Source organism: Spiribacter salinus M19-40 (genome assembly GCF_000319575.2).
Lineage (GTDB): Bacteria > Pseudomonadota > Gammaproteobacteria > Nitrococcales > Nitrococcaceae > Spiribacter > Spiribacter salinus.
Map to the genome: position 1 here is coordinate 210,434 of NC_021291.1, position 24,337 is coordinate 234,770.

A 24,337-nucleotide genomic window follows, 5' to 3' on the forward strand; every position below is an offset into this window, starting at 1 on the left:
GGCCAGAATGCCCTGTTTCGGGGAGCCCGGGCCAAGGGAGAACGGGGATGAGCGAGAATCGCAGCGATGCCCCATTGCGCGAAGATATTCGGCAGCTCGGTGGATTGCTGGGTAGCACCATCCATGAGCAGGCGGGCGAGACCGTCTACGAGACGATCGAGGAGGTGCGTGGGCTCGCGAAAGATGCGCGCGCGGGCGATGGCGCGGCCGCTGAAGCCCTGGAAAAGCGCCTGGGGGAGCTTCCCGATGAGATGATCGTGCCGGTGGTGCGGGCGTTCTCACAATTTCTGAACCTGGCCAATATTGCTGAGCAGCACCACCGGGTGCGCCGCAGCCGGGCCTGGGTGCGTGATCCGGACACCGGGCCATTGCGGGGTTCTCTCGAAGAATTCTTCAAGCGCATGCTGCCGGACACTGAGCCGGACGACTTGTACAACACCATCGCTCACCTTGATATCGAGCTGGTGCTGACCGCGCACCCGACAGAGGTGATGCGCCGCTCGATGCTGCAAAAGTACAACCACATTGCAGGACTGCTCGACGAGGGCGACCGGGTCGATCCAACGCCAGAAGAGATCGAAGAGGTGCACCAGGCCCTCAAGCGGGAGATCACGGCGGCCTGGGAGACCGATGAAATCCGCCGCCGGCGTCCAGCTCCCCAGGATGAGGCACGCTGGGGCATGGCGGTCATCGAGCAAACGCTATGGGATGTGGTGCCGCACTATTTGCGGCGACTCGATCGGATGCTGCAGCGCCAGACGGGTAAGTCATTGCCGCTGAATGCCGCGCCGATTCATTTTGGCTCCTGGATGGGCGGCGATCGCGACGGGAACCCGCGAGTCACCTCAGCGGTAACCCGTGAGGTCTGCCTGCTTAATCGCTGGAAGGCCGTTGAGCTGTATGAGCGTGAGGTGGGTGAACTGGTCGAGGAGCTCTCGCTGCAGTGCGCGAGCGACGAGCTGCGCGATTGGGTGGGTGACGCCTGGGAGCCCTATCGGACTGCGCTCAAGGCCGTACGTGACCGGCTATTGGCCACCCGTCACTGGATCGAGGCGCGGCTCGCTGGCCGCCGCCCGGCCGAGGGGCTGATCTACTGGCGCGCTGATGAGCTTCGTGAACCGTTGATGGTTTGTTATCGCTCGTTGCACGAGAGCGGGGCCGCCGTCGTGGCCGAAGGCCGCCTTAAAGATCTGCTACGGCGTTTGTCCGTTTTTGGGCTGACGCTGATGCGGGTGGATATTCGCCAGGAATCGACTCGACATACCGAGGTGCTCGACGCGCTGACCCAGGCGCTTGGCATCGGCAGCTACGAGGCCTGGAGTGAGGAGGAGCGCCAACGGTTCCTGATTCGGGAGATTGATAGCCGCCGGCCGTTAATCCCCAGGGATTTTGAACCGAGCGATGAGGTCGCCGAGGTCCTCGAAACACTGCGTGTGATCGCGGAAATGGGCGCTGACTCGTTGGGTGCCTATGTGATCTCCATGGCCTCGAAGCCCTCCGACATCCTGGCGGTGAAGCTGCTGCAAAAGGAAGTCGGTGTGGTCTCCCCGCTCCGGGTAGTCCCGCTTTTCGAGACGCTTACCGATCTGCAGGGTGCTCAGACCTGCCTGGAACAGCTGCTGGCTATCCCTTGGTACCGCCAGCATATTGATGGCTTTCAGGAGGTGATGATTGGCTATTCTGACTCCGCGAAGGACGCCAGTCATCTGACCGCGGCCTGGGCGCTGTATCAGACCCAGGAGCAGCTCGTGGCCACGGCGCGTGAGCAGGGCATCCGGCTCATTCTCTTCCACGGCCGCGGTGGCTCTATTGGTCGAGGTGGTGGCCCGACGCATGCGGCTATTCTCTCCCAGCCACCGGGGTCGGTAGACGGGCGCTTGCGGGTCACTGAGCAGGGCGAGGTGATTCAGGCGAAATTCGGCCTGCGCGGCATTGCTGAGCGTAATCTTGAGCTCTACACCACCGCGGTTGCCGAGGCCACGCTGGCGCCGCCCCAGCCGCCTGAAGCCAATTGGCGGGCGCTCATGGATCAGCTTGCTGAGACCTCCTGCGAGGTCTACCGCACACTGGTCCGGGAGACGCCGGAATTCATTGACTATTTCCGGCATGCCACGCCAGAGCATGAGATCAGTCACCTGGCCATCGGGAGTCGGCCCGCTCGGCGCAAACCCACTGTGGGCGTGGAGAGCTTGCGCGCGATCCCCTGGATTTTTGCCTGGACGCAGACCCGGCTGTTGCTGCCGGCCTGGCTGGGGATTGGGGAGGCGCTACGGGTGGCGCTGGAAAATGGCCACGAGGCCGAGCTCCAGCGGATGTATCAGCACTGGCCGTTCTTTCGCGCGTTCGTCGACATGATTGAAATGGTGCTCGCCAAGAGTGATCCGGCGGTGGCAGCCTGGTACGACAACCGGCTGGTCCCCGAGGCGCTGCGCCCGCTGGGTGCCGGTCTGCGTGATCGTCATGCCGAGACGCGCCAAACCGTGTTGACGGTGAGTGGTCATGACAACCCCCTGGACGAGGCACCGGTCGTCCAGCGCTCGGTGGGTGTGCGCAATCCCTATGTGGATCCACTGAACCTGATTCAGGTTGAGTTACTGGATCGTGTGCGCCACGGTCATGAGGAGGATCTGCGCGAGGCGCTCATGATCTGTATCAATGGCATTGCCGCCGGCATGCGCAACACGGGATAAGCCCATGCAGGACTATCAGCGCGACCTGATTGATTTCGCCCTGGAGCGCGATGTGCTGCGATTCGGCGATTTTCAGCTGAAGTCAGGCCGTCAGAGCCCTTATTTCTTTAATACCGGGCTTTTTAATACAGGCGAGGCCCTCGCTCGCCTCGGCTCGGCGTACGCACGCCGGGCCGTAGAGGCTGCACCGGCATTCGATATGCTCTTCGGCCCGGCCTACAAGGGCATTCCGCTGGTGGCAGCGACCGCATCCGCACTGGCCCGAGAGCATCAACGGGACTGCCCCTGGGCCTTTAACCGCAAAGAAGAAAAGGACCACGGCGAGGGCGGGACGGTGGTCGGTGCCCCCTTGTCGGGCCGCGTGCTTGTGGTGGATGACGTGATCTCTGCCGGGACGTCCGTGGCGGAAAGCGTGGACTTGATCGAGGCCGCAGGCGCGACGCTTGCCGGGGTGCTGGTCGCTCTCGACCGTCAGGAGCGGGGTCAGGCTGAGCAGTCCGCCACCGAGGAGGTCGCGGCTCGGCATGGCGTGCCGGTGACCGCCATTCTCACCCTCGACACGCTCATGGGCTATCTGGCTGATCGCCCTGGCCGTGAGGATCAGCTGGCGGCCATGGCGCACTACCGGGCCGAGTACGGCGTTTAGGAGACCCTGGCGTCAGCGCCGTGAATCAGGGTCCCGACACCGCTGTCGGTGAACAGCTCGAGCAGCAGGGCGTGGGAGACGCGGCCGTCAATGATGGTGGTGGCGCCGACGCCGTGGCTGACGGCGTCGAGCGCGCAGTCGACTTTGGGGAGCATCCCGCCATGGATGGTCCCATCCGCGATCAGGTCACGCACGCGCTCGGCATCCAGGCCTGTCAGCAGCTGGCCATCGTCATCCAGGATGCCGGCGGTGTTGGTCATCAGGATGAGCTTTTCGGCCTGCAGGGTCCGGGCCAGATGACCGGCCACCAGATCGGCGTTGATGTTGTACGACACGCCGGCTTCGTCCACGCCTATCGGGGCGATGACCGGGATGAAGTCGGCCCCGTCGAGCAGCGCCATCAGGGCGGGGTCAATGCCAGTCACCTCCCCCACATGGCCGATATCGAGGATCTCCGGGGCTTGTTCGGCCGGCCCGGGACGGGTGAGGGTCAGGCGCTGGGCGCGTATGAGCCCGCCGTCCTTGCCACTCAGCCCCACGGCCCGGCCGCCGTGGGTGTTGATCAGGCTGACGATTTCTTTATTCACCAGGCCGCCGAGGACCATTTCCACGACATCCATCGTCTCGGCATCGGTTACGCGCATGCCCTGGACGAACTCGCTTTTCTTGCCAATCCGCTCGAGTAGCTCGCCGATCTGCGGGCCACCACCGTGGACGATCACCGGGTTGATGCCCACCAGTTTCATGAGCACCACATCTCGCGCAAAACCGCGCTTGAGTTCGTCATCCACCATGGCATTGCCGCCGTACTTCACCACCACGGTCTGGCCATGGAAGCGGCGGATGTAAGGCAGAGCCTCCGTAAGGACGTGGGCGACCTGGTCAGGTGGTGTAGCGTCAGTGCTCATCGTTGTCATTGTTCTCAAATAAAAAGACCGCACCCGAGAGTGCGGTCTTATGGTCGCGCCCCGGGGAGCAGGGCGCAAGCCTGGTGGCGGCGGGGTTAGCCCTCGCCGCTCCCGCGCGGGTAGTCCGGAATGTCCGGCAGCGGCGTGGAATCCGAGCGCAGCGGCAGTTCCGGGTAGACCACTTCGGGCTGCTTACCCGTGAGGCTGCGAAGGAATGCCGTGACGTTTTCCACGTCCTCGTCCGTCAGCAGGCTGTTGAGCTGGGCATCGTTCATGACGGCGACCGCTTCTTTCAGGCTCCAGACGTTGCCGGAGTGGAAGTAAGGCGCGGTCAATTCGACGTTGCGCAGTGACGGGGACCGGAAGACGTACTCATCCTGGGCCGTTTCCGTGACCTGCGCCCGGCCCCGATCAGACTCCGGCATGATGTCAGCCCCAGGGCGATTGACCACGCCAAACGGGTAGTAGCCCTGGCCACCTACGTTGACGCCGTTATGACAGGCGACGCAGCCCTTGTTCATGAAGGCATCCAGCCCGGCCATCTGCTGGTCGGTCAGCGCCGTCTCATCCCCTTTCAGGTACTGATCAAACGGGGCATCCGGCGTGATAAGGGTGGCCTGGTAGACCTCAAGCGCTGCCGCCGTGTTATCGAAGCTCACGGCATTGTCCGAGTCCGGGAAGGCGGATTCGAACGCCTGCACGTACTCATCGATGCTGTTCAGCGTGGCCTCTAGGTTGGACGGCGTGTTGTTCATCTCAACGCCGGCCTGAATCGGGCCTTTTGCCTGCTCGGTGAGGTCTTCCGCGCGACCATCCCAGAACTGGGCGACGTTAAAGACCGCGTTGAAGATCGTTGGCGAGTTACGCGGCCCGCGCTGCCAGTCATGGCCCACCGAGCTGGGGATGTTGTCATCGCCCCCCATGCCCACGTTGTGGCAGGTGTTGCAGCTGATGGTCTGACTGGCCGACAACCGGGGGTCGAAGAACAGCATCTCGCCGAGTTCCACTTTTTCCGGGGTGATCGGGTTCCGCTCGCTGATGAGGTCGGCGGCGGATTCCGGAATCGGCTCGAACAGCATCTGGGCGCGCTCGAGCATGCCGTCATCGGCAAGGGCAACGCCGCTGCCAAGGGAGAGCGCGATGGCTGCAGTGATTGGGCGGGCGGATTTCATGGCTCAGGCTCCTCAAACGATGTTGTTGTCATCGAGATTAGAGCGATGGTTCAGCGCTGGGTAGCGAAACCCGAGCTACCCTTGATCCGGGTCAAATTACGACCCCACAAACCTCTCCAGCCGCCTGAATGAGTCGGTTGAACCGGGCCTGAATGCGCTCAAGCGCCGCTTGGTCCTGGCCTTCGAAACGCATCACCAGACACGGTTGGGTGTTCGATGCACGGACCAGGCCCCAGCCGTCACTAAAGTCCACGCGCAGCCCATCAAGGGTAGTGACGGTCGCGTCATCAAAACCGCTTGTCTCCGCCATCAGGGCATTGATCAGGCGATGGGGTTCGCCTTCGGCCAGGTCCAGACGGATCTCCGGGGTGCTGACGGGTTCAGGCAGAGCCTGGAAGACCTCGCTGGCGGTTTGTGTCTGACCAGCGAGGATCTCGAGCAATCGAGCCGCGGCATAAATGGCATCATCGAAGCCATACCACCGGTCATTAAAGAAAAGATGCCCGCTCATCTCGCCAGCGAGCGGCGCGCCCGTCTCCCGGAGCTTTTCCTTGATCAGCGAATGACCGGTCTTCCACATGATCGGCTCACCACCGGCTGCGCGGATAAACTCCGCGAGCTGCCCGGTGCATTTGACATCAAAGACGATCTGCGCGTCTGGCCGTTCTTCGAGGATGGCGCGGGCGTACAGCATCATCTGGCGGTCGGCCCAGATGACATGTCCCTGGTCATCTACCACGCCAAGCCGATCGCCATCGCCATCAAAGGCCAGCCCGATGTCAGCCTGGTGCTCGGCCACGGCCGCAATCAGGTCGTCGAGGTTCTCCGGTACCGTCGGGTCTGGGTGATGATGGGGGAAGCGTCCATCAACCTCGCAGTAAAGCGGAATAATCTCGGCGCCCAGGGCGGTCAGCACCCCGGGCGCGACGGCGCCTGCCACCCCGTTACCGCAGTCCACCACCGCGCGCAGCCGGCGGGATAGCGTGATTTCGTCGGTGATGCGCGATTGATAGGCGCCGAGGACGTCCTGCTGGCGCTCGCTGCCTTCCCCGTGGACCAGCTGATGATGGTGGATGCGCTCTCCGAGCGCCTGGATGCCCTCGCCCCAGAGGGAGCGGCCCGCGATCAGGGTCTTCAGGCCGTTATAGTCGGACGGGTTGTGGCTGCCGGTGACGGCAATGCCCGTGCCAGTGCCCAAGTAGTGAGTGGCGAAATACATGACGGGGGTCGCCACCTGGCCGATATCGATCACGTTACGCCCAGCCGCCATGAGCCCTTCGCGCAGGGCCATCGCCAGTCGGGGGCTGGATTCGCGGCCATCATAGCCGACCACCACCGTGTCCTGGTCGGCATCAGCAGCGACACTGCCAATGGCCTGGCCGAGGGCGCGCACGGTGTCCGGGGTGAGCTCCTGGTCAACCAGGCCGCGGATATCGTAGGTGCGAAGAATGGATGGATCGATCCGGCGCATCACGCGTTCCTTGCCAAGCTAGTGTTTTCCCGTGTGGCCAAAACCGCCACTGCCCCGCTCGGATTCAGCGAAAGCCTCGACGCGGGCGAAGGCCGGCCGGGCCACGGGCATAAAGACCAGCTGGGCAATACGCTCCCCGGGTTCAATGGAAAACGCCGTCTCGCTGCGGTTCCAGCAGGAGATGAAGATCTCTCCCTGGTAGTCCGAGTCGATCAAACCAACCAGATTGCCCAGGACAATGCCGTGTTTGTGGCCGAGGCCCGAGCGAGGCAGGACCACGGCTGCATAGCCGCTGTCGCCGATATGGACAGCCATTCCCGAGGGGATCAGCGTGGTGGACCCGGGGGTCAGGATTTCCGGGGCTTTCAAACAGGCCCGCAGATCGACGCCCGCTGAGCCGTCCGTTGCGTAGTCCGGCATCGGAAACTCCGTGCCGAGGCGTGGGTCGAGAATGCGCAGTTCAACCTGTTGCATCGAGTCGGGCTCCGATCAGTTCAATCAGCTCACTGGCGATTTGGGTTTTCGGCGCTGGCCCGAGTGTTGCTTGTCCATCTGACCAGAGAACCTGAAGGGTGTTGTCGCTGACATCAAAGCCCTGCTGCTCGCCGACCGCGTTGGCCGCGATCAAATCCAGGCCCTTGTCGGTGAGTTTGCGTCGCGCGTTATCCACTATGGCTTGGGTCTCGGCTGCAAAGCCAACGGTGAATGGCCCGTCGCTTAATGCCGCCACGTCTCGCAGGATGTCGGGGTTGGGCACCAGCTCAAGATGCTGGGCGGTCTCGGTCTTTTTGACCTTTTGATCGGCGGGCGCGGCAACCCGGTAATCAGCCACCGCTGCCGCGGCAATGAAAAGATCCGCTTGGGCCGCGCGGGCGAGCACCTCGCGGTGCATCTGCTCGGCGGTTTCAACATCCACCCGGGTGACGCCGCGGGGTGCGGTGAGCTGGCTGGGTCCCGTCACTAATGTGACCTGCGCGCCGGCTCGGGCTGCGGCCTCGGCGATGGCAAAACCCATTCGGCCGCTGCTGCGATTGGCAAGAAAGCGGACAGGATCGATTGGCTCGCGCGTTGGCCCGGCCGTGATAAGAACCCGCTTGTCACTCAGCGCAGCGATTGATGGCACTGCCCCGGCGGCGCCGTTGAGCGCCGCCACAATATCCAGCGGCTCCATTAACCGGCCCGGGCCCGACTCACCCTCGGCAAGCGGCCCTTCGATGGGACCGAGGAGGCGCACACCGCGCGTCTCGAGTGTGTGGATATTCGCCTCGGTGGCTGGCGCCTGCCACATGATGTGATTCATGGCCGGGCACAGGGTGATCGGTGCCTCGGTCGCCAGGCATAACGTGGTGAGCAGGTCATTCGCGTGGCCGTGGGCCAGTTTGGCAAGCAGGTCCGCGCTGGCAGGTGCGATCACAATCTGGTCTGCCCAGCGGGCCAGCTCGAGGTGGCCCATACCGGCCTCGGCCTCAGGGTCGAGCAGGTCGGTGTGAACCGGTTGGTGCGAGACCGCCTGGAACGTCAGCGGCGTGATGAAGGCCTGGGCGCCCTGGGTGAGCACCACGCGCACTTCGGCGCTGGCATCGCGCAGGCGACGCACCAGATCAGGTGCCTTGTAGGCGGCAATGCCGCCGCTCACTCCAAGGACGATGCGCTTAGCAAACAGTGACATGGCGAACGGGTTCGCAGGTTGGCCCAAAGCCGGGAACTTACACTGTTGCGGTGGCCGTGAAAACTACAGCGTGAGGCAGGATATGAGGATTAACGACTGGCCGGTGAACGAGCGACCGCGGGAGAAGTTGCTGGAAAAAGGCAGTGCCGCGCTGTCCGATGCCGAATTGCTGGCCATCTTTTTGCGGACCGGCGTACGTGGGCGCACGGCAGTCGATTTATCCCGCGACCTGCTGGCGGCTTTCGGGGGGCTGCGCCCAATCCTCGAGGCCAGCGCACAGGCCTTTTCGGCCCATCATGGGTTGGGGCCGGCGAAATATGTCCAGCTTCAGGCTGTACTGGAGATGAGCCGGCGCCACCTTCAGGCGCGCTTGTCGGCGGGTGACACGCTGGCGGGCCCTGAGGCAACACGCCACTACCTCACCGCGCGACTTCGTCATTTGCGTCATGAGGTGTTCGCCTGTCTCTTCCTTGATAAGCATCATCGCGTGATTGCGTTCGAAGAGCTGTTTCGCGGCACGCTGGATGCGGCGAGTGTCTATCCCCGTGAGGTTGTGCGTCGCGCTCTGGATCTGAATGCCGCCTCAGTCATTCTGGCGCACAATCATCCATCTGGCGTCACTGAGCCGAGTCGGGCGGATGAGATGATGACCGAGCGCCTGGCTGAGGCACTGGGCACGGTGGATATCGCCGTGATGGACCACTTCGTGGTTGGTGAAGGGCGCCCGGTTAGTTTTCTGGAGCGAGGCCTGTTGTAGCTTCCAGCGTGGAGTCAGCCAGGTTCTCGCGCAGGCGCTTCAGCGCATTTTTCTCTAGCTGACGGATGCGCTCGGCGGAAATCTGGAACTCGTCTGCCAGAGTATGCAGCGTCGCCTTGGGCTCGGTGAGCCAGCGCCGCGTCAGAATCTCTCGGCTGCGGGGGTCAAGGCCGTCAAGCGCCGCATGCAGACTGCTCTCTTGCCATTGTTCCCAGTCCTCGCTCTCCAGCGTCTGAGCCGGGTCAAGGCGCGTGTCTTCCAGATAGGCGGCGGGCGCTCGGGGTGTGGCCTCTTCGTCGTCGGCCTCCGGGCCGGGATCAAAGCCCACGTCCTGGCCAGACAGCCGTGACTCCATCTCGAGGACGGTTTCGGGCTTGACGCCAAGGTCACTCGCAACCGCCTCGACTTCCTGGCGGTTGAGCCAGCCAAGCCGCTTTTTGGAGCCGCGGAGATTGAAGAACAGCTTGCGTTGCGCTTTTGTCGTGGCAACTTTAACGATGCGCCAGTTGCGCAAAATGTATTCATGGATTTCAGCGCGAATCCAGTGAACGGCGAACGACACCAGGCGCACGCCGACTTCCGGGTCGAAGCGCTTGACCGCCTTCATCAAGCCGATATTGCCCTCCTGGATCAGATCGGCAAGCGGCAGCCCGTATCCGGAGTAACCCCGCGCGACGTGCACCACAAAGCGCAGATGAGCCAACACCAGCCAGCGCGCTGCCTCAAGGTCATTGCTCTGGTGATAGCGCACGGCCAGCTCGTGCTCATCCTCTGCGCTCAGCGCGGGGATGGCATTCACTGCCTGGATATAATGCTCCTCGCTGCCGGCACGCAGCGGCAGTTTGTTGAAATCCGCACTCACGAGGGCATTGTCGGATTGCATCGGCGGCTCCAGCTCATTCATCCGCAAAAGTTTATCACGCCCATTTAGAGTGTTAAGGCACCCGGGAGTTCAGCCTTCAGGCTCGATCTGCGAGAGATGTCGGCCAACGGCGATCCATGCCCCCAGCAGACCGAGCGCGGTGCCGATCACGATTAGCCGCAGTGTTCCCAGCAGCCCTGGCCCCTCGGGCTGGAAGCCACTGCCATAGAGCTCGGCAAGGTGTCCGGCGGGTCCGCCAATGATTTGTACCGCGATAATGAGCAGCAGGGCCGCCATGAGCCCGCCGGCAAAGCCGTACCAAAGCCCGGTATACAAAAAGGGTCGGCGAACGAACGCATCCGTTCCCCCAATGAGTTTGGTGATTTCGATTTCCGAGCGCCGGTTGCCAATGTCCAGGCGAATGGTATTGCCCACCACAAGGATGACCGTCAGTGCCAACAGCAGTGCGATCAGAGCGACCCCGCGCCCGGCGAGTGCCATGATCGCCTCCAGGCGCTGAAGCCAGGCACGATCAAGCCGGGTTTCGGTAACGCCTTCAAGGCCGCCGAGTGATGTGACGAGTTGTTCGGCATCTTCGCTACGGGTGCCCTCGTCCAAGCGAATCTCCAGGGCCGCGGGGAGCGGGTTTTCATCGAGCAGTGCAAGCGTTTCGCCCATGTCCGAGTGCTGTTCGAAAGACTGCAGCCCGGCCTCGGGAGTAATCAGTTCGACGGCGGCCACGTCCTCAAGCCCCGCGGCCTGGTCCCGCAGTCGGGTTTGGGCCTCAGCCGATGCGCCCTGCTCCAGGAAGACCGATATCCGCGGCGTGCCATCCCAGCCGGCCGTGGCGTTTTGCAGGTTATTAATGGCCAGCAGGAATACAGCGGGTAGCGCCAGGGAGACGCCAATGACCGCCATCGTCATCAGGCTGCCGCTCGGGCGTCGCCGGATCTGTCCGAGTGATCCGATCGCGACCCGGGCATGCTGTTCGGCCCAGCTGCGAAGTGCGGCGGGCAGTTTCATGCCGCGCGTCCCTCTACCAGGTGGATGCGTCGGTGGCCGAGACGCTCGATGAGCGGTAAATCATGGCTGGCGATAACGGTGGTGACGCCAACTTGATTGAACTGCTCAAAAAGCCGCATGATCTCCTCTGAGAGCGTGGGGTCGAGGTTGCCGGTGGGTTCGTCGGCTAGCAGCACGGGCGGCCGGGTCACCACGGCCCGGGCAATCCCCACGCGCTGCTGCTCGCCGCCAGACAAGGTGACTGGCTCTGCGCGCTCTTTGTGCAGCAAACCCACTTTGTCGAGTGCCGCGCGAACCCGGCGGCGAATATCCTGATGGGCTCGTCCGGCGATCACGAGCGGCAGCGCGACGTTGTCGAATACGCTGCGGTCATGGAGCAGGCGATGGTCCTGAAAGATGATGCCAATGCGGCGGCGCAGGTAGGGCACGCGCCGTTTTGGAAGGCGCGCCAGGTTAACCCCATCGATGACGACGCTGCCCTGGCTCGGTCGCTCAAGGAGGGGAATCATGCGCAGGAAGGTGCTTTTGCCCGCGCCGCTGGCTCCGGTAATAAATGCCATTTCCCCCTGGGCGATGTGCACGGCCAGGCCACGCAGTGCCTCGTTGCCGCCCGGGTAGCGTTTGCTCACCTCATCGAATCGGATCATGTCTCATCGGCGTCGGTTTGCGCCTGGCTGAGCAGCGCGTCCACGAAGGCCTCGGCATCGAACGGGCGCAAATCTTCCACGCCCTCACCGATGCCAATAAAGCGCACGGGGATACCGAAGCGCTGAGCCATCGCAAAGATCACGCCGCCCTTGGCCGTCCCGTCGAGCTTGGTGAGGGCGATGCCGGTGACGTTCACGGCCTGCTGAAACTGTTCGGCCTGTGCGAGTGCGTTTTGTCCGTTACCGGCATCGAGCACCAGCAGGACCTCGTGCGGTGAGGTGTCATCCTGTTTGCCGAGCACCCGGTGGATTTTGCGCAGCTCCTCCATCAGGTTGCCCTGGGTGTGCAGACGCCCCGCCGTGTCGGCGATGAGCACATCGGCGCCCCGCGCTGTGGCTGCCTGGTGGGCGTCGTACACAACGGACGCGCTGTCTGCCCCGGTTGGCTGGCTAATTACGGGGGTTTCGGTGCGCTCGCCCCAGGTTTGCAATTGCTCGACAGCGGCCGCCCGGAAGGTGTCGCCAGCGGCCAGAATGACCCGTTGGCCCTCGCTGCGCAGCCGCGCCGCCAGCTTGCCGATGGTGGTGGTTTTGCCGGCGCCGTTGACGCCCACCACCAGAATGACCACGGGCGCGTCCTGCTCGACGATGGTGAGCGGTGATTCAGCGGGCTGAAGGATGGCCAGCATGTCCTCGCGCAAGGCCGTTTGCAGGGCGTCGAGATCCGTGAGTTCGTTGCGCTTGAGCCGGGCTGTGAGGTCCTCAATGATCTGGGTCGTCGCCTCAACCCCGACGTCGGCCATGAGCAGCATCGTCTCCAGCTCTTCGAGGAGCGCGTCATCAATCTGCTTGCGCCCCAGAAAGAGGGTGCCAAGCCCGCTGCCGGTGCGTTTCAGCCCCGAGCGAAGCTTTTGCAGCAGGCCGGCAGGGGGTGCTTCGCTGGTTTCACGTTTACGGCGAAATGGCAGCATGGAACTCTCTTGGGTTATCACCGAACAAAGTATCGTTATTCTATCACCGCGCAATCGGAGAGAACCGAGCATGACCACGCGAAACGCTTTTTTCGCCTTGATCCCGGCTTTGATGGCTGTGCCAGCGGCCGCCCAGACACAATCGGAGGTGAGCGAGTTTACCCTCGATAACGGCATGCAGGTCCTGGTGCGCGAGGATCATCGGGCGCCGGTTGTCGTCTCGCAGGTCTGGTACCGCGTCGGCTCGAGCTACGAGGGCCGGGGTCAGACCGGGATTTCCCATCTGTTTGAGCACATGATGTTCAAGGGGACTGAGGCGGTCCCGGAAGGCCGGTTCTCCGAGATCATTTCCCGTGAGGGTGGCCGCGAGAATGCCTTCACGGGACGGGACTTTACCGCCTACTTCGAGGTGCTGGCCGCTGACCGACTGCCCATCGCGCTCGAGCTGGAGGCCGATCGGATGGCCAACCTCCAGATCACTGAGGACGCCCTTTCCACCGAGCGCGAAGTGGTCCTGGAAGAGCGCCGGTTGCGCAGCGAGGATCGCCCAGAGGGACGTTTTGGCGAGCGCTATGCCGCCGTCGCCAATGTCACCAACGGCTATGCCCATCCGATTATCGGCTGGGCCGATGATGTTCGCGGAATGCAGGTTGACCAGCTCGAGGGCTGGTACGAGCAGTGGTATAACCCGGCCAACGCCACACTGGTGGTCGCGGGCGACGTTGATCCGGAGGCGGTGCATGCCCTGGCCCGGGAGCATTTCGGATCGATTCCGGCACGTGCGGTGCCGGCGGTTAGCGACGCTGAGCGGCTCGACCCGCCTGGCGAGCGACGGCTGGTCTATCGGGATACACAGGCCCGGGTCCCGCAGCTGCGGCTGGGCTATAACGTGCCCTCGTTCGCGACAGCGGAGTCGGAGAATGACCCGTATGCTTTGCTGATGCTCGCCAACCTGCTCGATGGCGGTGAGGGGGCGCGTTTACCGCAGTCGGTCGTGCGGGATAGTGACGTTGCGGCGGCCGCCGGGGCGGGCTACAACCCGATGGTGCGTCTGGATGGGGAGTTCACGTTGTACGGCGTGCCCGGCGATGGCGATGTCGAAGCGGTCGAGGCGGCGCTGCGTGAGCAGGTCCAGCGCCTGAAGGACGAGCCGGTTCAAGCCGAAGAGCTTGAGCGGGCGCGCAGCCAGCTACTTGCTGACCATCTGTTCGAACTGGATTCGGTGTTCTATCAGGCGATGCAGCTGGGCATGCTCGAGACGACGGGCGCCGGCTGGCAACAGCTGGGTGAATTTGAGGCGCGTATCCAGTCACTCACGGCTGAAGACGTGCAGGCCGCCGCGCAACGATTCCTGCGTGCCGAGCAGCTGACGGTTGGCGTCATGCTGCCCGACGACGAGGAAGCCTGATCATGAAGCGCTGGATCGTCATGTTAGGCCTGATACTCATCAGCGGCGCAGGGGGCGCAATGGAAGCGGACATACAGCAGTGGCACACCGAATCGGGCACAAAGGTGCTGTTTGTCGAGCGCCATGAGCTGCCGATTGTCGATCTGCGGGTGGTCTTCGATGCCGGCAGTGCGCGGGATGGCGACCATCCGGGTCTCGCACGACTGACCAGCGAGCTGCTGCTCGAGGGAACTGAGGCACAGGATGCCGGTGAAATAGCCCGCTCGTTCGAACGCTATGGGGCGCGGGTGTCCACAAACAGCGGACGGGACACGGGTGAGTTCAGTTTGCGGGGTCTGAGTGACCCGGCGCGGCTGGAGCCGGTGATTGAAGAGCTGGCAGCGGTTATGCAGGGGGCCAGTTTCCCGGCAGACGCCCTCGAGCGTGTGCGCCGGCAAATGTTGCTCGGCCTCCAGCAGGCAAAATCATCAGCGGCCGATCAGGCTGAGCGGGCGTTTACCCGCGCCATATACGGGGACCACCCGTATGCTTCGCCTCCCAGTGGCACCACAGCGTCGGTTGAGGTCCTGGATCGACAGGCCATCGTTGACTTTCACACGCGTCATTACACGGCGAACAACGCCGTGCTGACCGTTGTGGGGGATCTGACGCGGGCGCGTGCCGAGGCGATTGCTGAGCAGTTATCCCAGGCATTGCCAGCCGGTGAGGCGTTACCGCCATTGCCTGAAGTCGAGCTGCCTGATGGCCCGCAGACCGTTCGGGTGCCGTTTGAGGCAGGTCAGACCCACGTCATGGTGGGTCAGCCGTCCGTTCGCCGCGGCGATGAAGCGTACTACCCGCTTTACATGGGTAACCACATGCTCGGTGGGAGCGGTTTGACCTCGATACTGGCTGAGCGGATGCGCGAGGACCGCGGGTTGTCTTATAGCAGCTCCTCGCGGTTGAGCACGGGGGCGCAGCGAGGCCGTTTTCAAATGGCGACGCAGGTGCGCAACGAAGCGCTTGGCGAGGCCCTGGAGGTTTTGCGCGGCAGCTTCGCCGAGCTTCGGGATGAGGGGCCAAGCGAGGAGCGCATGGAGGCCTCGCGGCGCAACATCACGGGGAGCTTCCCTCTGCAGCTCGATAGCAACCGCGATTTGCTGGGTTATGTCTCGAGTATCGGGTTTCATGATCTGCCCCACGATTATCTCCAGCAGTTCATGGAGCGCATTGAAGCCATGGACCGGCAGACCGTGCAGGCGGCCTTGCAAAGCCAGCTCGACCCTGAGCACATGATCACGGTGCTGGTTGGCCCGGAAGCCGTCATCAACGGCGTGGACTGAGCGTTTGGCCGGGCAGCTCAGGATTATTGGCGGCGTCTGGGGTGGCCGGCGTCTCGCGGTTCAGGGGGCGTCTGGGCTGCGCCCCACCGCCGACCGCAACCGGGAGACGTTGTTCAACTGGCTGCAATGGCAGGTCGCCGGCTCGCGTGTGCTGGATTTGTTTGCTGGCACGGGCGCACTGGGTATCGAAGCGCTGTCCCGTGGGGCCGTTGAAGCGGTCTTTGTGGAGCGGGCTCGCCAGCCTGCCATGGCTTTACGCGAGCGCCTGGGTGATTTGGACGCGACCGAGCGGGCCGAGGTCATCGTGGCTGACGCGCGGCAGTATCTCGCAGGGCAGGCGCGGCCGTTTGATCTGGTGTTTCTGGATCCGCCTTTCGACCAGGCGTTGTTGGCGCCGGTGCTGGAGCGCCTGGCGCTTGGGGATTGGCTCTCGCCTGAGGCCCTCGTGTACGTTGAATCGCGTGAGCGCCCTGACCCAGGCGTGTTGCCGCCGGATTGGGCGGTGTGGCGGGAGAAGCGCAGCGGCGCGGTCTGGTACGGGCTGCTCGCAACGGCTTAGGGCTGGTCACCTGATTGCCAGGGGTGGCATCCTCCATCAACAGCCTCTACGATGTTGCAGTGCAACGAAGGAGGGGGTATGGCGGTAACGGCAGTCTATCCGGGGACATTCGATCCTCTGACCAATGGCCACAGTGATCTGGTGGAGCGCGCAGCGCGTCTATTCGATCGGCTGATTGTGGCGGTCGCCGGTTATCCAAGTCCCAGCAAGCACCCGGCGTTTGACCTGGATGAGCGCGTCGGCATGGCAAGGCATGTGCTAAAGCCCTACAGCAATGTCGAGGTGATGGCGTTTGAGAGCCTGCTGGTCGACTTTGTCGAGTCGCAGGGTGCCCGCGTGATTCTGCGAGGCCTGCGAGCCGTCTCCGACTTCGAATACGAGTTTCAGCTGGCGAGCATGAACCGCCAGCTGGTGCCGCGCGTGGAAACGGTTTTTCTGACCCCGGCTGAGCAGTATTCCTATATTTCATCGAGTCTGGTGCGCGAGGTAGCGGGCCTGGGTGGCGATGTGAGCCGGTTCGTCCACCCGGCGGTTCAAGAAGCCCTGTCACGGCGATACGGCCAGAAGGGCGATCAGTCACGTATCGCCTGAGCGGCGGATGCCCATCGAGACTACCCGATAGAGATGGCCATTGCGCGGGGAGTCGGTCTGCCGTATGGTCAACCTCAGGTCAGTGCCGCTGCGCGCGGCGTGACCCGGCAGCCCGATGTTCGGGCCGTCCGAAGGAGGGCCATGGCCCTCTGCGATGTTAGACCTGCCGCGCGATACAAACGCCGGCAGCGTGTTGATGAGACTTAGTGATGAAATCGATTTACGTGGGCAATCTGCCCTTTTCCGCTTCCGAGGACGAGATTCGCGACCTGTTCGCCGAGCATGGTGAAGTCAAGGAAGTTCGCATGATCTCTGATCGGGAAACCGGTCGTCCTCGCGGCTTTGGCTTCGTTCGCATGGAGCCTGCCGAGGCGGACGCCGCCATCGAGGCCCTCAATGGCACCGAGATGGGGGGACGCACACTGCGCATCAATGAAGCGCAGGATCGCAAACCCGCCGGCGGTGGGGGTGGCCCGCGCCGCTCCTGGTAACGGCATAACACGCCGTTCGAAGCCCGTGGTCGCTTGCGACCGCGGGCTTTTTGTTTCTGGGCCAGCTGTGCGCACAATATCGCCATGGTGACCCACGACGAAGAACACAAGCATCGCGCCTTTCTCGCAGCGGCTCAGCTGAAACACGCGTGGCAGTTCCAGCGCCGGGGCCAGCGCCCCGATGATGATCCCGTTGAGATCGATATCCCGGTGGGCTGGCATGCCCTCTTAAATCAACTCTTTGCCGACGTTGAGCATCAGGTCCCCGCGGCCGAGCGGGGTGGCTTTCGCTGGCGGCGGATGCGCGCTTTGCAGGGCGCGCTGGAGATTCGGTTCGATGGTGTTCGCGAGCGGATGACGGCGGCGATTGCTCGTGCCCGCGATGCGGCCGCGGTGACCTGCGAGACGTGCGGGCATTCGGGTCTGCGCCGCCAGGTGGCTGGCACGCATCGGGTGAGCTGTGATGCGCATTTCCTCGATCGGTTAATTCAGAGTGATGTGGCCGGCGAGCAAGCCGCTCGGCGCTGGTGGGCCACGCCCCATCCCGGGCTGGGAGAGCGCTCCCCGGCTGAGGTCGCTCAGGCCGGTCCGCCGCCGGATGTGCTGCTGGACCTCGCCCTGCGTCGCGCGATGCCGGCGACGCCGCGACCCAATGGGGCACATCGTCAGCGTTTGCAGGGCGTCTGGCCGGTGTTGCGCGATCATTTTGGAGAACGCCTGCGTAGCCTGCGGCTGGCCGAGTTCGAGCCGGAGAGTGGCCCAGGCGGGACGTTGCTCGCCCAGATTGCCGGCGAGATCGACCCGACGGCTCAGGCGGGTGCGGCGACCCGTCTTGCCCGGGCGGGCTTCAGCGATCTGCGCCTGCGTCTGGTGACCGACGGCGATCTGCAGGCGCCGGCACGGGCCAACGATCCCTGGTCGGCCATGCTTGCCCTTGAGGCCTCGGTTACGATTCCTCGTTACCAACCGGCGGTGCCGCGCTGACCCGATAGACGTCAAAGCGGGTGCTGCGGCCGGTTAGTGTGTAGTCAGGTGCGTTGGCCCCAAGCGGTGCGGCTTTGCGGTGCCGCTTGACCACAACCCGTTCGGTGGCGACGGTGTGCGCGACGTCCAGCAGCGCGTCGGCGTCGTCATCGGGTTCCAGGAGTTTTTGCAGCATCGCGAGCGCTTTGCCGGCCGCAGCGCGACGTTGGGTCTCGGCATACATCGGGTCGAGATAGACCACCCGCGGTGGTGTCTCGGCAGATTGCAGAGGCAGCCATTCAGCCGCCTCCGTGGTGATGAGGCTGATGCGCTCGACGATCTCAGCATGGCCTGCCTGATGGGCACGCTGTAGTCCATCGGCGAGTAGTTCGCCCAGGATAGGTGAGCGCTCGAGCATGGTGACGCGCGCCCCGAGGGCCGCGAGCACGAATCCGTCCCGCCCCAGCCCGGCCGTGGCGTCCACGATCGAGCCATCGCGCCCGCCACCAACGCCACAGGCCCGGGCGACAAGCTCCCGGCGATGGCCGAGTTGAGCCGCGCGATGGCCCTGCGCGCCGGCGGCGAAATCCACGATCAGCCTTTGGGGACGGGTGGCGCCCGCCTGCAGCGCAAGGCCTGACGTTGTCCATTGCAGCCACAGTCCGGATTGGGGTGGTGCGCTGATCAGCGGTAGACCAAGCCGGGTGGCAAGCTCGCGGCTGGCCGTTGCCATTGCCGAGGAAGCGTCGACAACCGGGATTTCACCAGGTGTTTGTGAGCGTTTGTCGCAGTGCCGTATGATCTTTATTCCACCTGCGTCTGGAGGCGATAGCCATCATGACTGAAGAAAAGGATAGCGGAGCCACGGCCATTGATCCTAATGAGCTCAGCCGCTCACTCTCGGAGATCGCCGGCCGCAGTCAACAGCTTGTAAAAGATTTTCTGGGCAGGCAGGAGGCCGGTCAGCAGGTCTCCATGGACGATGCGCTGCACATGAGCAAGCTCTTTCAGGACCTCTACGCCCGGCTCATGGCCGATCCGGTCCAGCTCGTGCAGGCGCAGATGTCTTTCTGGCAGGACTACATGTCGCTCATGCAAAACTCAACGCTGCGAATGATGGGCGTCGAGAGCGAACCGACGCGCGAGCCGGATCGGCGTGACAAGCGGTTTGCCCATGAGGGCTGGGAGGACAACCCGTTTTTTGACTTTGTTAAGCAGTCATATCTGCTGACCGCGGATTATCTGCATCGCACGGTGGACAATGTTGACGGGTTGGATGACAAAACGCATCGCAAGGTCGACTTCTACACCCGGCAGTTCGTGAGCGCGATGTCGCCGTCGAATTTCCTGGCCACGAACCCCGAGGTGCTCGAGCGCACCGTCGAGACGCGGGGCCAGAATCTGCTCGACGGACTGAACAAGCTGCTGGAGGATCTGGAGCGCGGCAATGGCACGCTCAAGATTCGCCAGACGCACCCTGATGCCTTCGAGGTGGGTAAGGACCTGGCGGTCACCCCCGGGAAGGTGATTTATCAAAACGAGCTGATGCAGCTGATCCAGTACGCGCCCGCGACCGAGCAGGTCGCGCGACGTCCTCTGCTGTTTGTGCCGCCCTGGATTAATAAGTACTACATCCTTGATCTCAGGCCTAAGAACTCGTTGATCAAATGGCTGGTAGAGCAGGGCTTCACGGTCTTTGTGATCTCCTGGTGTAACCCGGATGCGGCACTCGCCGAAAAGCAGTTTGAGGACTACATGAAAGAGGGGCCTGTCGCGGCACTGGATGCTGTGGAGCAGGTCATCGGCGAGCGTGACGTCAATGTGATCGGTTACTGCCTCGGGGGCACGCTGCTGGCTTCTACGCTGGCGTGGATGGCTGAGCGAGGCGAGACCGGGGTCAACAGCGCCACGTTCCTGACCACACTGCTGGACTTCGAAAGCCCGGGGGAGCTCGAGATCTTTATCGACGAAGACCAGCTCCACACCCTTGAGAAACAGATGAACGAGCGGGGATACCTGGCGGGCAATCAGATGGCCTCGACCATGTCGAGTCTGCGCTCCAACGATTTGATCTGGTCGTTCTTTGTGAACAACTACCTCAAGGGCGAGGATCCGTTCCCCTTTGATCTGCTGTACTGGAACCAGGATTCGACGAACATGCCAGCGCGGATGCATGCCTTTTATCTGCGCAACATGTACCTCGAGAACAAGCTGCGTGAGCCCGGTGGGATTACGTTGGATGGGGTGCCCATCGACCTTGGCAAAGTCGAGGTGCCGGCGTATTTCGTCTCGGCCCGCGAGGACCATATCGCGCCTTGGCATGCCTGCTATGCGGGCACAAAGCTGTTGGGCGGCGAGACGCGGTTTGTATTGGGCGGCTCCGGCCACATTGCCGGTGTGATTAATCCGCCGGAAAAGCAGAAGTACGGCTTCTGGCGCAATACCCGCGGCCCCAAGGACCCGGAGGCCTGGCTGGAGGGTGCCACGCAGCATGAGGGCTCCTGGTGGCTGGACTGGGTGGAGTGGCTGACACCCAAGCGCGGCGGCGAGGTGCCTGCGCGGCAGCCGGGTGAAGGCAAGCTAAAAGCGATTGAGGATGCGCCGGGTCGTTACGTGCGGGAGAAATCCGATGGTTGATGCGGCCCCCCAGGTCGGCGTGATCATGGGTAGCCGCTCGGACTGGGAGACCATGGCGCATGCCGACACCGTTCTAAAGGATTTCGGTGTGCCGCATGAGACGCGGATTGTGTCGGCCCACCGCACGCCTGAGCGCATGAATGACTATGCGGCGACAGCGCGAGAACGGGGGTTACGGGCGATTATTGCCGGGGCGGGGGGTGCCGCCCACTTGCCGGGCATGGTCGCCGCCCAGACAACGGTTCCGGTGCTCGGCGTGCCAGTGCAAAGCCGTGCACTCAAGGGGCTCGATTCGTTGCTGTCGATCGTGCAAATGCCTGGTGGTGTTCCGGTCGCCACGTTTGCGATCGGAGATGCGGGCGCTCGCAATGCCGCGCTCTTTGCTATTGCCATGCTGGCAGCCGATGACGCGGCGCTTGCCGAGCGGCTGGCCGCCTTTCGCGAAGCCCAGGCGAATAAGGTGATTGAGGACGAATTGCCTTGAGCGAGCCGATCCTTCCCGGCTCGACCCTCGGCATTCTGGGTAGCGGTCAGCTTGGCCGAATGCTTGCGCAGTCCGCGCGACGCATGGGTTATCGCATCCACACACTCTCACCAGGCTCGGATACGCCAACGGGGCAATTAGCCGATCGGGAGGTTGTCGCTGATTACGACGACCTCGATGCGATCGCCGATTTCGCTCGCCAGGTCGATGTCGTCACCTTCGAGTTCGAAAACGTCGCCTCTGCCGCGACAGACGCCGCGGCACAGCACGCGCCCGTGCGCCCACGGGGGCAGGTCCTGCACATCACCCAGAATCGTCGACGGGAAAAAGAGGCATTGGCGGCGGCTGGCCTCCCGACGGCGCCGTTCGAGGTGGTCGATACCCAGGCGCAGCTGGCGGGCGCCATCGATCGCATTGGCACGCCGGCCATTCTCAAGACGGCTGGCTTTGGTTATGACGGCAAAGGTCAGACGCGGGTTGATCGCGATACGGATCCAGCAGATGCCTGGGAGGCAATCGGGGGCGTGCCCGCCGTGCTGGAGGGGTTTGTCGACTTCGCCGCCGAGCTCTCTGTGGTGGCTGCGCGCGGTCTGGATGGCGCTGTGGTCGATTACGGGCTCATTGAGAACCGTCATGTGGATCACATCCTCGATGTTTCCATTGTGGATATGCCGTTGGCGCCCGAGCAGGCAAAAGCCGCGCGGGACATTGCCGAGACGGTGCTGAGTGCGCTGGATGTGGTCGGTGTGCTGTGCATCGAACTCTTTTTGACCCGCGATGGAGCGCTTCTAGTGAATGAGTTGGCGCCCCGCCCACACAATTCCGGGCATCTCACCATCGAGGGGTGTGCCAGCAGCCAGTTCGATCAGCAGCTGCGTGCGGTTTGCGGGCTGCCCCTCGGCGATACTCGGCGGCTTCAGCCTGTGGCGATGGTGAACCTCCTCGGTGATCACTGGGCTGGCGGCGAGCCAGCCTGGGGGGCGGCCCTGGCCGATCCGGCAGTCAATCTTCATCTGTATGGCAAGGCCGAGGCGAGCGCCGGTCGCAAAATGGGCCATATCACGGCGTTTGGATCGGATCGTGACGATGCCGCCAGACGTGCCACGGCGGCCCGGGCCGCCCTTCACTCAACGGAATAGAACGCCTCATGTGGTTTCGGAATCTCTGCGTTTATCAGCTCGCGGATGCGTTTCGCATCGACGCCGAGCAGCTTGAAGAGCGCCTGCAGACTGGCGCCTTTCAGCCGGTGGGCGGGCATGATCCCGAATCCCGCGGCTGGGTGCCGCCGTTGCCTGGTGGTGAACCGCTCGTGCATGTGGCGGGGCCGCGGATGATGATCTGCCTGCAGACCGAGAGCCGGGTCCTTCCGCCTGCGGTTGTCCGTGAGACGGTGGAGGAGCGGGTCTCGGAGCGGGAAGACGCCATGGGTCGGCCCCTCGGCCGGCGGGAGAAAGCCCGACTGAAAGAAGAAGTGACCCTCGATCTATTGCCTCGGGCCTTCACGCGCTCGAAGCGCTGTTATGCCTATATCGATCTCGAGGCGCGATGGCTGGTGGTTGATGCCACCACCTGGCGCGAGGGCGAGCTGCTGACCGATGACCTGCGTGCGCTACTGGGCACGTTGCCGATTCGTCCGCTGCAAACGGACAGCGCACCCGGTCAGGTGATGACCGAGTGGCTCGCACGAGATCATTTTCCCAGTGATCTTGAGCCCGGTGAGCAGGCGGTTTTTGAAGACCCTCGCAGCGAGGGGGCTGAAGTCCGCTGTAAGCGCCAGGATCTGCGCAGCGACGAAATCCGTGGCCTGGTGCGGGCCGGCAAGCGAATACGCCGTCTGGCCGTGGATTGGGATGGCCGGATCAACGCGGTGCTGGATGCTGACCTGTCGATCAAACGCCTGAAGTTCACCGATCTGGTTCAGTCTGATGCCGATGAGCGCGAGGCGGAGTCGGCGGCGGAGCGATTTGACGCGGATTTCTCGATCATGTCGGGAGAGCTTTCTCGCTTTCTTCCGCGCTTGCAGTCCTGGTTCGACTAACTGGCCGAGCATATTTTTTGCGCAAGATTTGTGCGTATGTGCACAAATTTGAAACGCATTGACCGTTTAAACACTTTTGCATAGCCTCAGTGCAAATGTAATTAAACTTGGGCGGCCTTTTGAATTCTCACACTCCCTGCGTGTGCACTGCTTCCGCTCCCGCGTCTGCTGGTTTACTGGGGTTCGCCTGTGATATCGGCGTTCGCCGTAACGGCGGGCGCGTTGGTGCGCATGCCGGCCCTGGCGCGTTTCGTGAAGCCCTCGCCTCGATGGGGAAGTCCATACCGGATCACGGCGACATTACCCCAGTCTTGAATTCCCTGGAGGGGGCTCAGGAGAGGCTAGCCGAGGCGGTCGCTGAGCAGCTAGACGCGGTGGATCGCCTGCTGGTGGTAGGGGGCGGGCATGAGGCCACATACGGCAGTCATTGTGGATTGCGCCGGCATGTCGGCGATCAAGTGGTCGGCGTGATCAACATCGATGCGCATTTCGACCTCCGCGATCCCTACGCCACGGGGGGTAACTCCGGCACGGCGTTTAGCCAGATCCATGCGGATACGCCAACGGGGCAGTGGCAGTATCTGGTGCTGGGTCTCGCAGCCGAATCCAACAGTGACGCGCTTTTTGATCGGGCATCACAGATCGGTGCCGAGTGGGTGTCAGATGTCGCCCTGCAGACTGGGCTGAGCGCAACAGTCCAGGACCAGATCGACCAGTTCGTCGCCGCCAGTGAGGTCGTGCACCTCAGTATCGATCTTGACGTGCTACCCCGCGATCAGGCGCCTGGCGTCAGCGCACCCGCTGAACGTGGTGTGCCGATGCCTGTTGTTGAAGCATTGATTGACCACATCGTCGACGCCGCCCGGCATTGTCCCGGCGGGTTGCGACTGGTCGATATTGTCGAGTTGAACCCAACATTTGATTCAAAACAGATGACCGCACGTTCGGCTGCCGTGCTGGCCAGTCAGGTTCTGGGTGCATAGGCCCGAGTCCGACCAATCAGTAGCCGATCCTTTGAAGGAGAAGAT

General features: G+C 63.2%; 24 protein-coding genes. 14 read left to right on the forward strand and 10 right to left on the reverse strand.

The features are described from left to right. The first annotated feature begins 47 nt into the window (after window positions 1–47). On the forward strand, window positions 48–2,690 hold the full coding sequence (gene ppc / locus SPISAL_RS01025) for a phosphoenolpyruvate carboxylase (protein WP_016352612.1): 2,643 nt from the start codon (window positions 48–50) through the stop codon (window positions 2,688–2,690). 4 nt (window positions 2,691–2,694) lie between these two features. Further along, window positions 2,695–3,336: an orotate phosphoribosyltransferase gene (gene pyrE, locus SPISAL_RS01030; RefSeq protein ID WP_016352613.1), complete on the forward strand. Its 642-nt coding sequence runs from the start codon at window positions 2,695–2,697 to the stop codon at window positions 3,334–3,336. On the opposite strand, the gene argB is transcribed toward pyrE, so the two are convergent. The 5 genes from argB to coaBC form a co-directional block, all read right to left on the reverse strand. Continuing rightward, window positions 3,333–4,244, reverse strand: a complete 912-nt coding sequence (gene argB, locus SPISAL_RS01035) for an acetylglutamate kinase (RefSeq protein WP_016352614.1) — start codon at window positions 4,242–4,244, stop codon at window positions 3,333–3,335. The genes pyrE and argB overlap by 4 nt on opposite strands. A 95-nt stretch (window positions 4,245–4,339) precedes the next feature. Then, on the reverse strand, window positions 4,340–5,416 hold the full coding sequence (locus SPISAL_RS01040) for a cytochrome-c peroxidase (RefSeq protein ID WP_016352615.1): 1,077 nt from the start codon (window positions 5,414–5,416) through the stop codon (window positions 4,340–4,342). A 91-nt stretch (window positions 5,417–5,507) separates the two neighbouring features. Then, window positions 5,508–6,887 carry a phosphomannomutase/phosphoglucomutase gene (locus SPISAL_RS01045; RefSeq protein ID WP_016352616.1) on the reverse strand — a complete coding sequence of 460 codons (1,380 nt, stop codon included), beginning with the start codon at window positions 6,885–6,887 and terminating at the stop codon, window positions 5,508–5,510. Window positions 6,888–6,905: 18 nt separating this feature from the next. Then, a complete protein-coding gene (gene dut, locus SPISAL_RS01050; RefSeq protein ID WP_016352617.1) occupies window positions 6,906–7,361 on the reverse strand; it encodes a dUTP diphosphatase in 456 nt (151 codons plus the stop codon). Next, on the reverse strand, window positions 7,348–8,556 hold the full coding sequence (coaBC, locus tag SPISAL_RS01055) for a bifunctional phosphopantothenoylcysteine decarboxylase/phosphopantothenate--cysteine ligase CoaBC (protein ID WP_016352618.1): 1,209 nt from the start codon (window positions 8,554–8,556) through the stop codon (window positions 7,348–7,350). The genes dut and coaBC overlap by 14 nt, the downstream gene beginning before the upstream one ends. A gap of 82 nt (window positions 8,557–8,638) precedes the next feature. Between coaBC and radC the strand changes: the two genes are divergently transcribed. Next, window positions 8,639–9,313: a RadC family protein gene (gene radC / locus SPISAL_RS01060; protein ID WP_016352619.1), complete on the forward strand. Its 675-nt coding sequence runs from the start codon at window positions 8,639–8,641 to the stop codon at window positions 9,311–9,313. Here radC and rpoH read toward each other — a convergent pair. From rpoH to ftsY, 4 genes are all read right to left on the reverse strand, one after another. Then, window positions 9,285–10,196 (reverse strand): RNA polymerase sigma factor RpoH, encoded by a 912-nt coding sequence (rpoH, locus tag SPISAL_RS01065; RefSeq protein ID WP_144060419.1) that lies wholly within the window; start codon window positions 10,194–10,196, stop codon window positions 9,285–9,287. The genes radC and rpoH overlap by 29 nt on opposite strands. Before the next feature lie 69 nt (window positions 10,197–10,265). Then, on the reverse strand, window positions 10,266–11,198 hold the full coding sequence (ftsX, locus tag SPISAL_RS01070; RefSeq protein WP_016352621.1) for a permease-like cell division protein FtsX: 933 nt from the start codon (window positions 11,196–11,198) through the stop codon (window positions 10,266–10,268). Next, window positions 11,195–11,845, reverse strand: coding sequence for a cell division ATP-binding protein FtsE (gene ftsE / locus SPISAL_RS01075; RefSeq protein ID WP_016352622.1), 651 nt, complete (start codon window positions 11,843–11,845; stop codon window positions 11,195–11,197). The genes ftsX and ftsE overlap by 4 nt, the downstream gene beginning before the upstream one ends. Further along, the gene (gene ftsY / locus SPISAL_RS01080; RefSeq protein WP_016352623.1) at window positions 11,842–12,816 is read right to left on the reverse strand and encodes a signal recognition particle-docking protein FtsY; all 975 of its coding nucleotides are present in this window, start codon (window positions 12,814–12,816) and stop codon (window positions 11,842–11,844) included. The genes ftsE and ftsY overlap by 4 nt, the downstream gene beginning before the upstream one ends. A gap of 70 nt (window positions 12,817–12,886) precedes the next feature. Here ftsY and SPISAL_RS01085 point away from each other — a divergent pair, with 70 nt between their 5' ends. From SPISAL_RS01085 to SPISAL_RS01110, 6 genes are all read left to right on the forward strand, one after another. Continuing rightward, window positions 12,887–14,224: a M16 family metallopeptidase gene (locus SPISAL_RS01085; RefSeq protein ID WP_016352624.1), complete on the forward strand. Its 1,338-nt coding sequence runs from the start codon at window positions 12,887–12,889 to the stop codon at window positions 14,222–14,224. Window positions 14,225–14,226: 2 nt separating this feature from the next. Then, on the forward strand, window positions 14,227–15,546 hold the full coding sequence (locus SPISAL_RS01090; protein WP_016352625.1) for a M16 family metallopeptidase: 1,320 nt from the start codon (window positions 14,227–14,229) through the stop codon (window positions 15,544–15,546). A 4-nt stretch (window positions 15,547–15,550) separates the two neighbouring features. Beyond that, window positions 15,551–16,105, forward strand: coding sequence for a 16S rRNA (guanine(966)-N(2))-methyltransferase RsmD (gene rsmD / locus SPISAL_RS01095; RefSeq protein WP_016352626.1), 555 nt, complete (start codon window positions 15,551–15,553; stop codon window positions 16,103–16,105). A 78-nt stretch (window positions 16,106–16,183) separates the two neighbouring features. Next, window positions 16,184–16,696: a pantetheine-phosphate adenylyltransferase gene (coaD, locus tag SPISAL_RS01100; protein ID WP_016352627.1), complete on the forward strand. Its 513-nt coding sequence runs from the start codon at window positions 16,184–16,186 to the stop codon at window positions 16,694–16,696. Window positions 16,697–16,905: 209 nt separating this feature from the next. Then, the gene (locus SPISAL_RS01105; RefSeq protein ID WP_016352628.1) at window positions 16,906–17,187 is read left to right on the forward strand and encodes an RNA recognition motif domain-containing protein; all 282 of its coding nucleotides are present in this window, start codon (window positions 16,906–16,908) and stop codon (window positions 17,185–17,187) included. An 84-nt stretch (window positions 17,188–17,271) separates the two neighbouring features. After that, window positions 17,272–18,171, forward strand: a complete 900-nt coding sequence (locus tag SPISAL_RS01110) for a hypothetical protein (RefSeq protein ID WP_016352629.1) — start codon at window positions 17,272–17,274, stop codon at window positions 18,169–18,171. Here SPISAL_RS01110 and SPISAL_RS01115 read toward each other — a convergent pair. After that, on the reverse strand, window positions 18,134–18,883 hold the full coding sequence (locus SPISAL_RS01115; RefSeq protein WP_016352630.1) for a class I SAM-dependent methyltransferase: 750 nt from the start codon (window positions 18,881–18,883) through the stop codon (window positions 18,134–18,136). The genes SPISAL_RS01110 and SPISAL_RS01115 overlap by 38 nt on opposite strands. Before the next feature lie 104 nt (window positions 18,884–18,987). Between SPISAL_RS01115 and SPISAL_RS01120 the strand changes: the two genes are divergently transcribed. From SPISAL_RS01120 to hutG, 5 genes are all read left to right on the forward strand, one after another. After that, the gene (locus SPISAL_RS01120; protein ID WP_016352631.1) at window positions 18,988–20,787 is read left to right on the forward strand and encodes a PHA/PHB synthase family protein; all 1,800 of its coding nucleotides are present in this window, start codon (window positions 18,988–18,990) and stop codon (window positions 20,785–20,787) included. Beyond that, window positions 20,780–21,271, forward strand: a complete 492-nt coding sequence (purE, locus tag SPISAL_RS01125) for a 5-(carboxyamino)imidazole ribonucleotide mutase (RefSeq protein ID WP_016352632.1) — start codon at window positions 20,780–20,782, stop codon at window positions 21,269–21,271. Before SPISAL_RS01120 ends, purE begins: the two co-directional genes overlap by 8 nt. Then, window positions 21,268–22,410, forward strand: a complete 1,143-nt coding sequence (locus tag SPISAL_RS01130) for a 5-(carboxyamino)imidazole ribonucleotide synthase (protein ID WP_016352633.1) — start codon at window positions 21,268–21,270, stop codon at window positions 22,408–22,410. The genes purE and SPISAL_RS01130 overlap by 4 nt, the downstream gene beginning before the upstream one ends. A gap of 8 nt (window positions 22,411–22,418) precedes the next feature. Continuing rightward, a complete protein-coding gene (locus tag SPISAL_RS01135) occupies window positions 22,419–23,309 on the forward strand; it encodes a recombination-associated protein RdgC (RefSeq protein WP_016352634.1) in 891 nt (296 codons plus the stop codon). A 140-nt stretch (window positions 23,310–23,449) separates the two neighbouring features. Continuing rightward, a complete protein-coding gene (gene hutG / locus SPISAL_RS01140; protein WP_245539909.1) occupies window positions 23,450–24,292 on the forward strand; it encodes a formimidoylglutamase in 843 nt (280 codons plus the stop codon). Window positions 24,293–24,337 lie beyond the last annotated feature (45 nt).

Excerpts from the sequence above, each read along its gene's own strand:
- pyrE (WP_016352613.1), top strand. The coding sequence starts at position 2,695 with ATGCAGGACTATCAGCGCGACCTGATTGATTTCGCCCTGGAGCGCGAT.
- SPISAL_RS01085 (WP_016352624.1), top strand. The coding sequence starts at position 12,887 with ATGACCACGCGAAACGCTTTTTTCGCCTTGATCCCGGCTTTGATGGCT.
- rpoH (WP_144060419.1), bottom strand. The coding sequence starts at position 10,196 with ATGCAATCCGACAATGCCCTCGTGAGTGCGGATTTCAACAAACTGCCG.
- coaD (WP_016352627.1), top strand. The coding sequence starts at position 16,184 with ATGGCGGTAACGGCAGTCTATCCGGGGACATTCGATCCTCTGACCAAT.
- ftsY (WP_016352623.1), bottom strand. The coding sequence starts at position 12,816 with ATGCTGCCATTTCGCCGTAAACGTGAAACCAGCGAAGCACCCCCTGCC.
- SPISAL_RS01105 (WP_016352628.1), top strand. The coding sequence starts at position 16,906 with ATGAAATCGATTTACGTGGGCAATCTGCCCTTTTCCGCTTCCGAGGAC.
- purE (WP_016352632.1), top strand. The coding sequence starts at position 20,780 with ATGGTTGATGCGGCCCCCCAGGTCGGCGTGATCATGGGTAGCCGCTCG.
- ftsE (WP_016352622.1), bottom strand. The coding sequence starts at position 11,845 with ATGATCCGATTCGATGAGGTGAGCAAACGCTACCCGGGCGGCAACGAG.
- SPISAL_RS01045 (WP_016352616.1), bottom strand. The coding sequence starts at position 6,887 with ATGCGCCGGATCGATCCATCCATTCTTCGCACCTACGATATCCGCGGC.
- radC (WP_016352619.1), top strand. The coding sequence starts at position 8,639 with ATGAGGATTAACGACTGGCCGGTGAACGAGCGACCGCGGGAGAAGTTG.
- SPISAL_RS01090 (WP_016352625.1), top strand. The coding sequence starts at position 14,227 with ATGAAGCGCTGGATCGTCATGTTAGGCCTGATACTCATCAGCGGCGCA.
- ppc (WP_016352612.1), top strand. The coding sequence starts at position 48 with ATGAGCGAGAATCGCAGCGATGCCCCATTGCGCGAAGATATTCGGCAG.
- dut (WP_016352617.1), bottom strand. The coding sequence starts at position 7,361 with ATGCAACAGGTTGAACTGCGCATTCTCGACCCACGCCTCGGCACGGAG.
- SPISAL_RS01115 (WP_016352630.1), bottom strand. The coding sequence starts at position 18,883 with ATGGCAACGGCCAGCCGCGAGCTTGCCACCCGGCTTGGTCTACCGCTG.
- argB (WP_016352614.1), bottom strand. The coding sequence starts at position 4,244 with ATGAGCACTGACGCTACACCACCTGACCAGGTCGCCCACGTCCTTACG.
- SPISAL_RS01110 (WP_016352629.1), top strand. The coding sequence starts at position 17,272 with ATGGTGACCCACGACGAAGAACACAAGCATCGCGCCTTTCTCGCAGCG.
- ftsX (WP_016352621.1), bottom strand. The coding sequence starts at position 11,198 with ATGAAACTGCCCGCCGCACTTCGCAGCTGGGCCGAACAGCATGCCCGG.
- SPISAL_RS01135 (WP_016352634.1), top strand. The coding sequence starts at position 22,419 with ATGTGGTTTCGGAATCTCTGCGTTTATCAGCTCGCGGATGCGTTTCGC.
- SPISAL_RS01120 (WP_016352631.1), top strand. The coding sequence starts at position 18,988 with ATGACTGAAGAAAAGGATAGCGGAGCCACGGCCATTGATCCTAATGAG.
- SPISAL_RS01040 (WP_016352615.1), bottom strand. The coding sequence starts at position 5,416 with ATGAAATCCGCCCGCCCAATCACTGCAGCCATCGCGCTCTCCCTTGGC.
- coaBC (WP_016352618.1), bottom strand. The coding sequence starts at position 8,556 with ATGTCACTGTTTGCTAAGCGCATCGTCCTTGGAGTGAGCGGCGGCATT.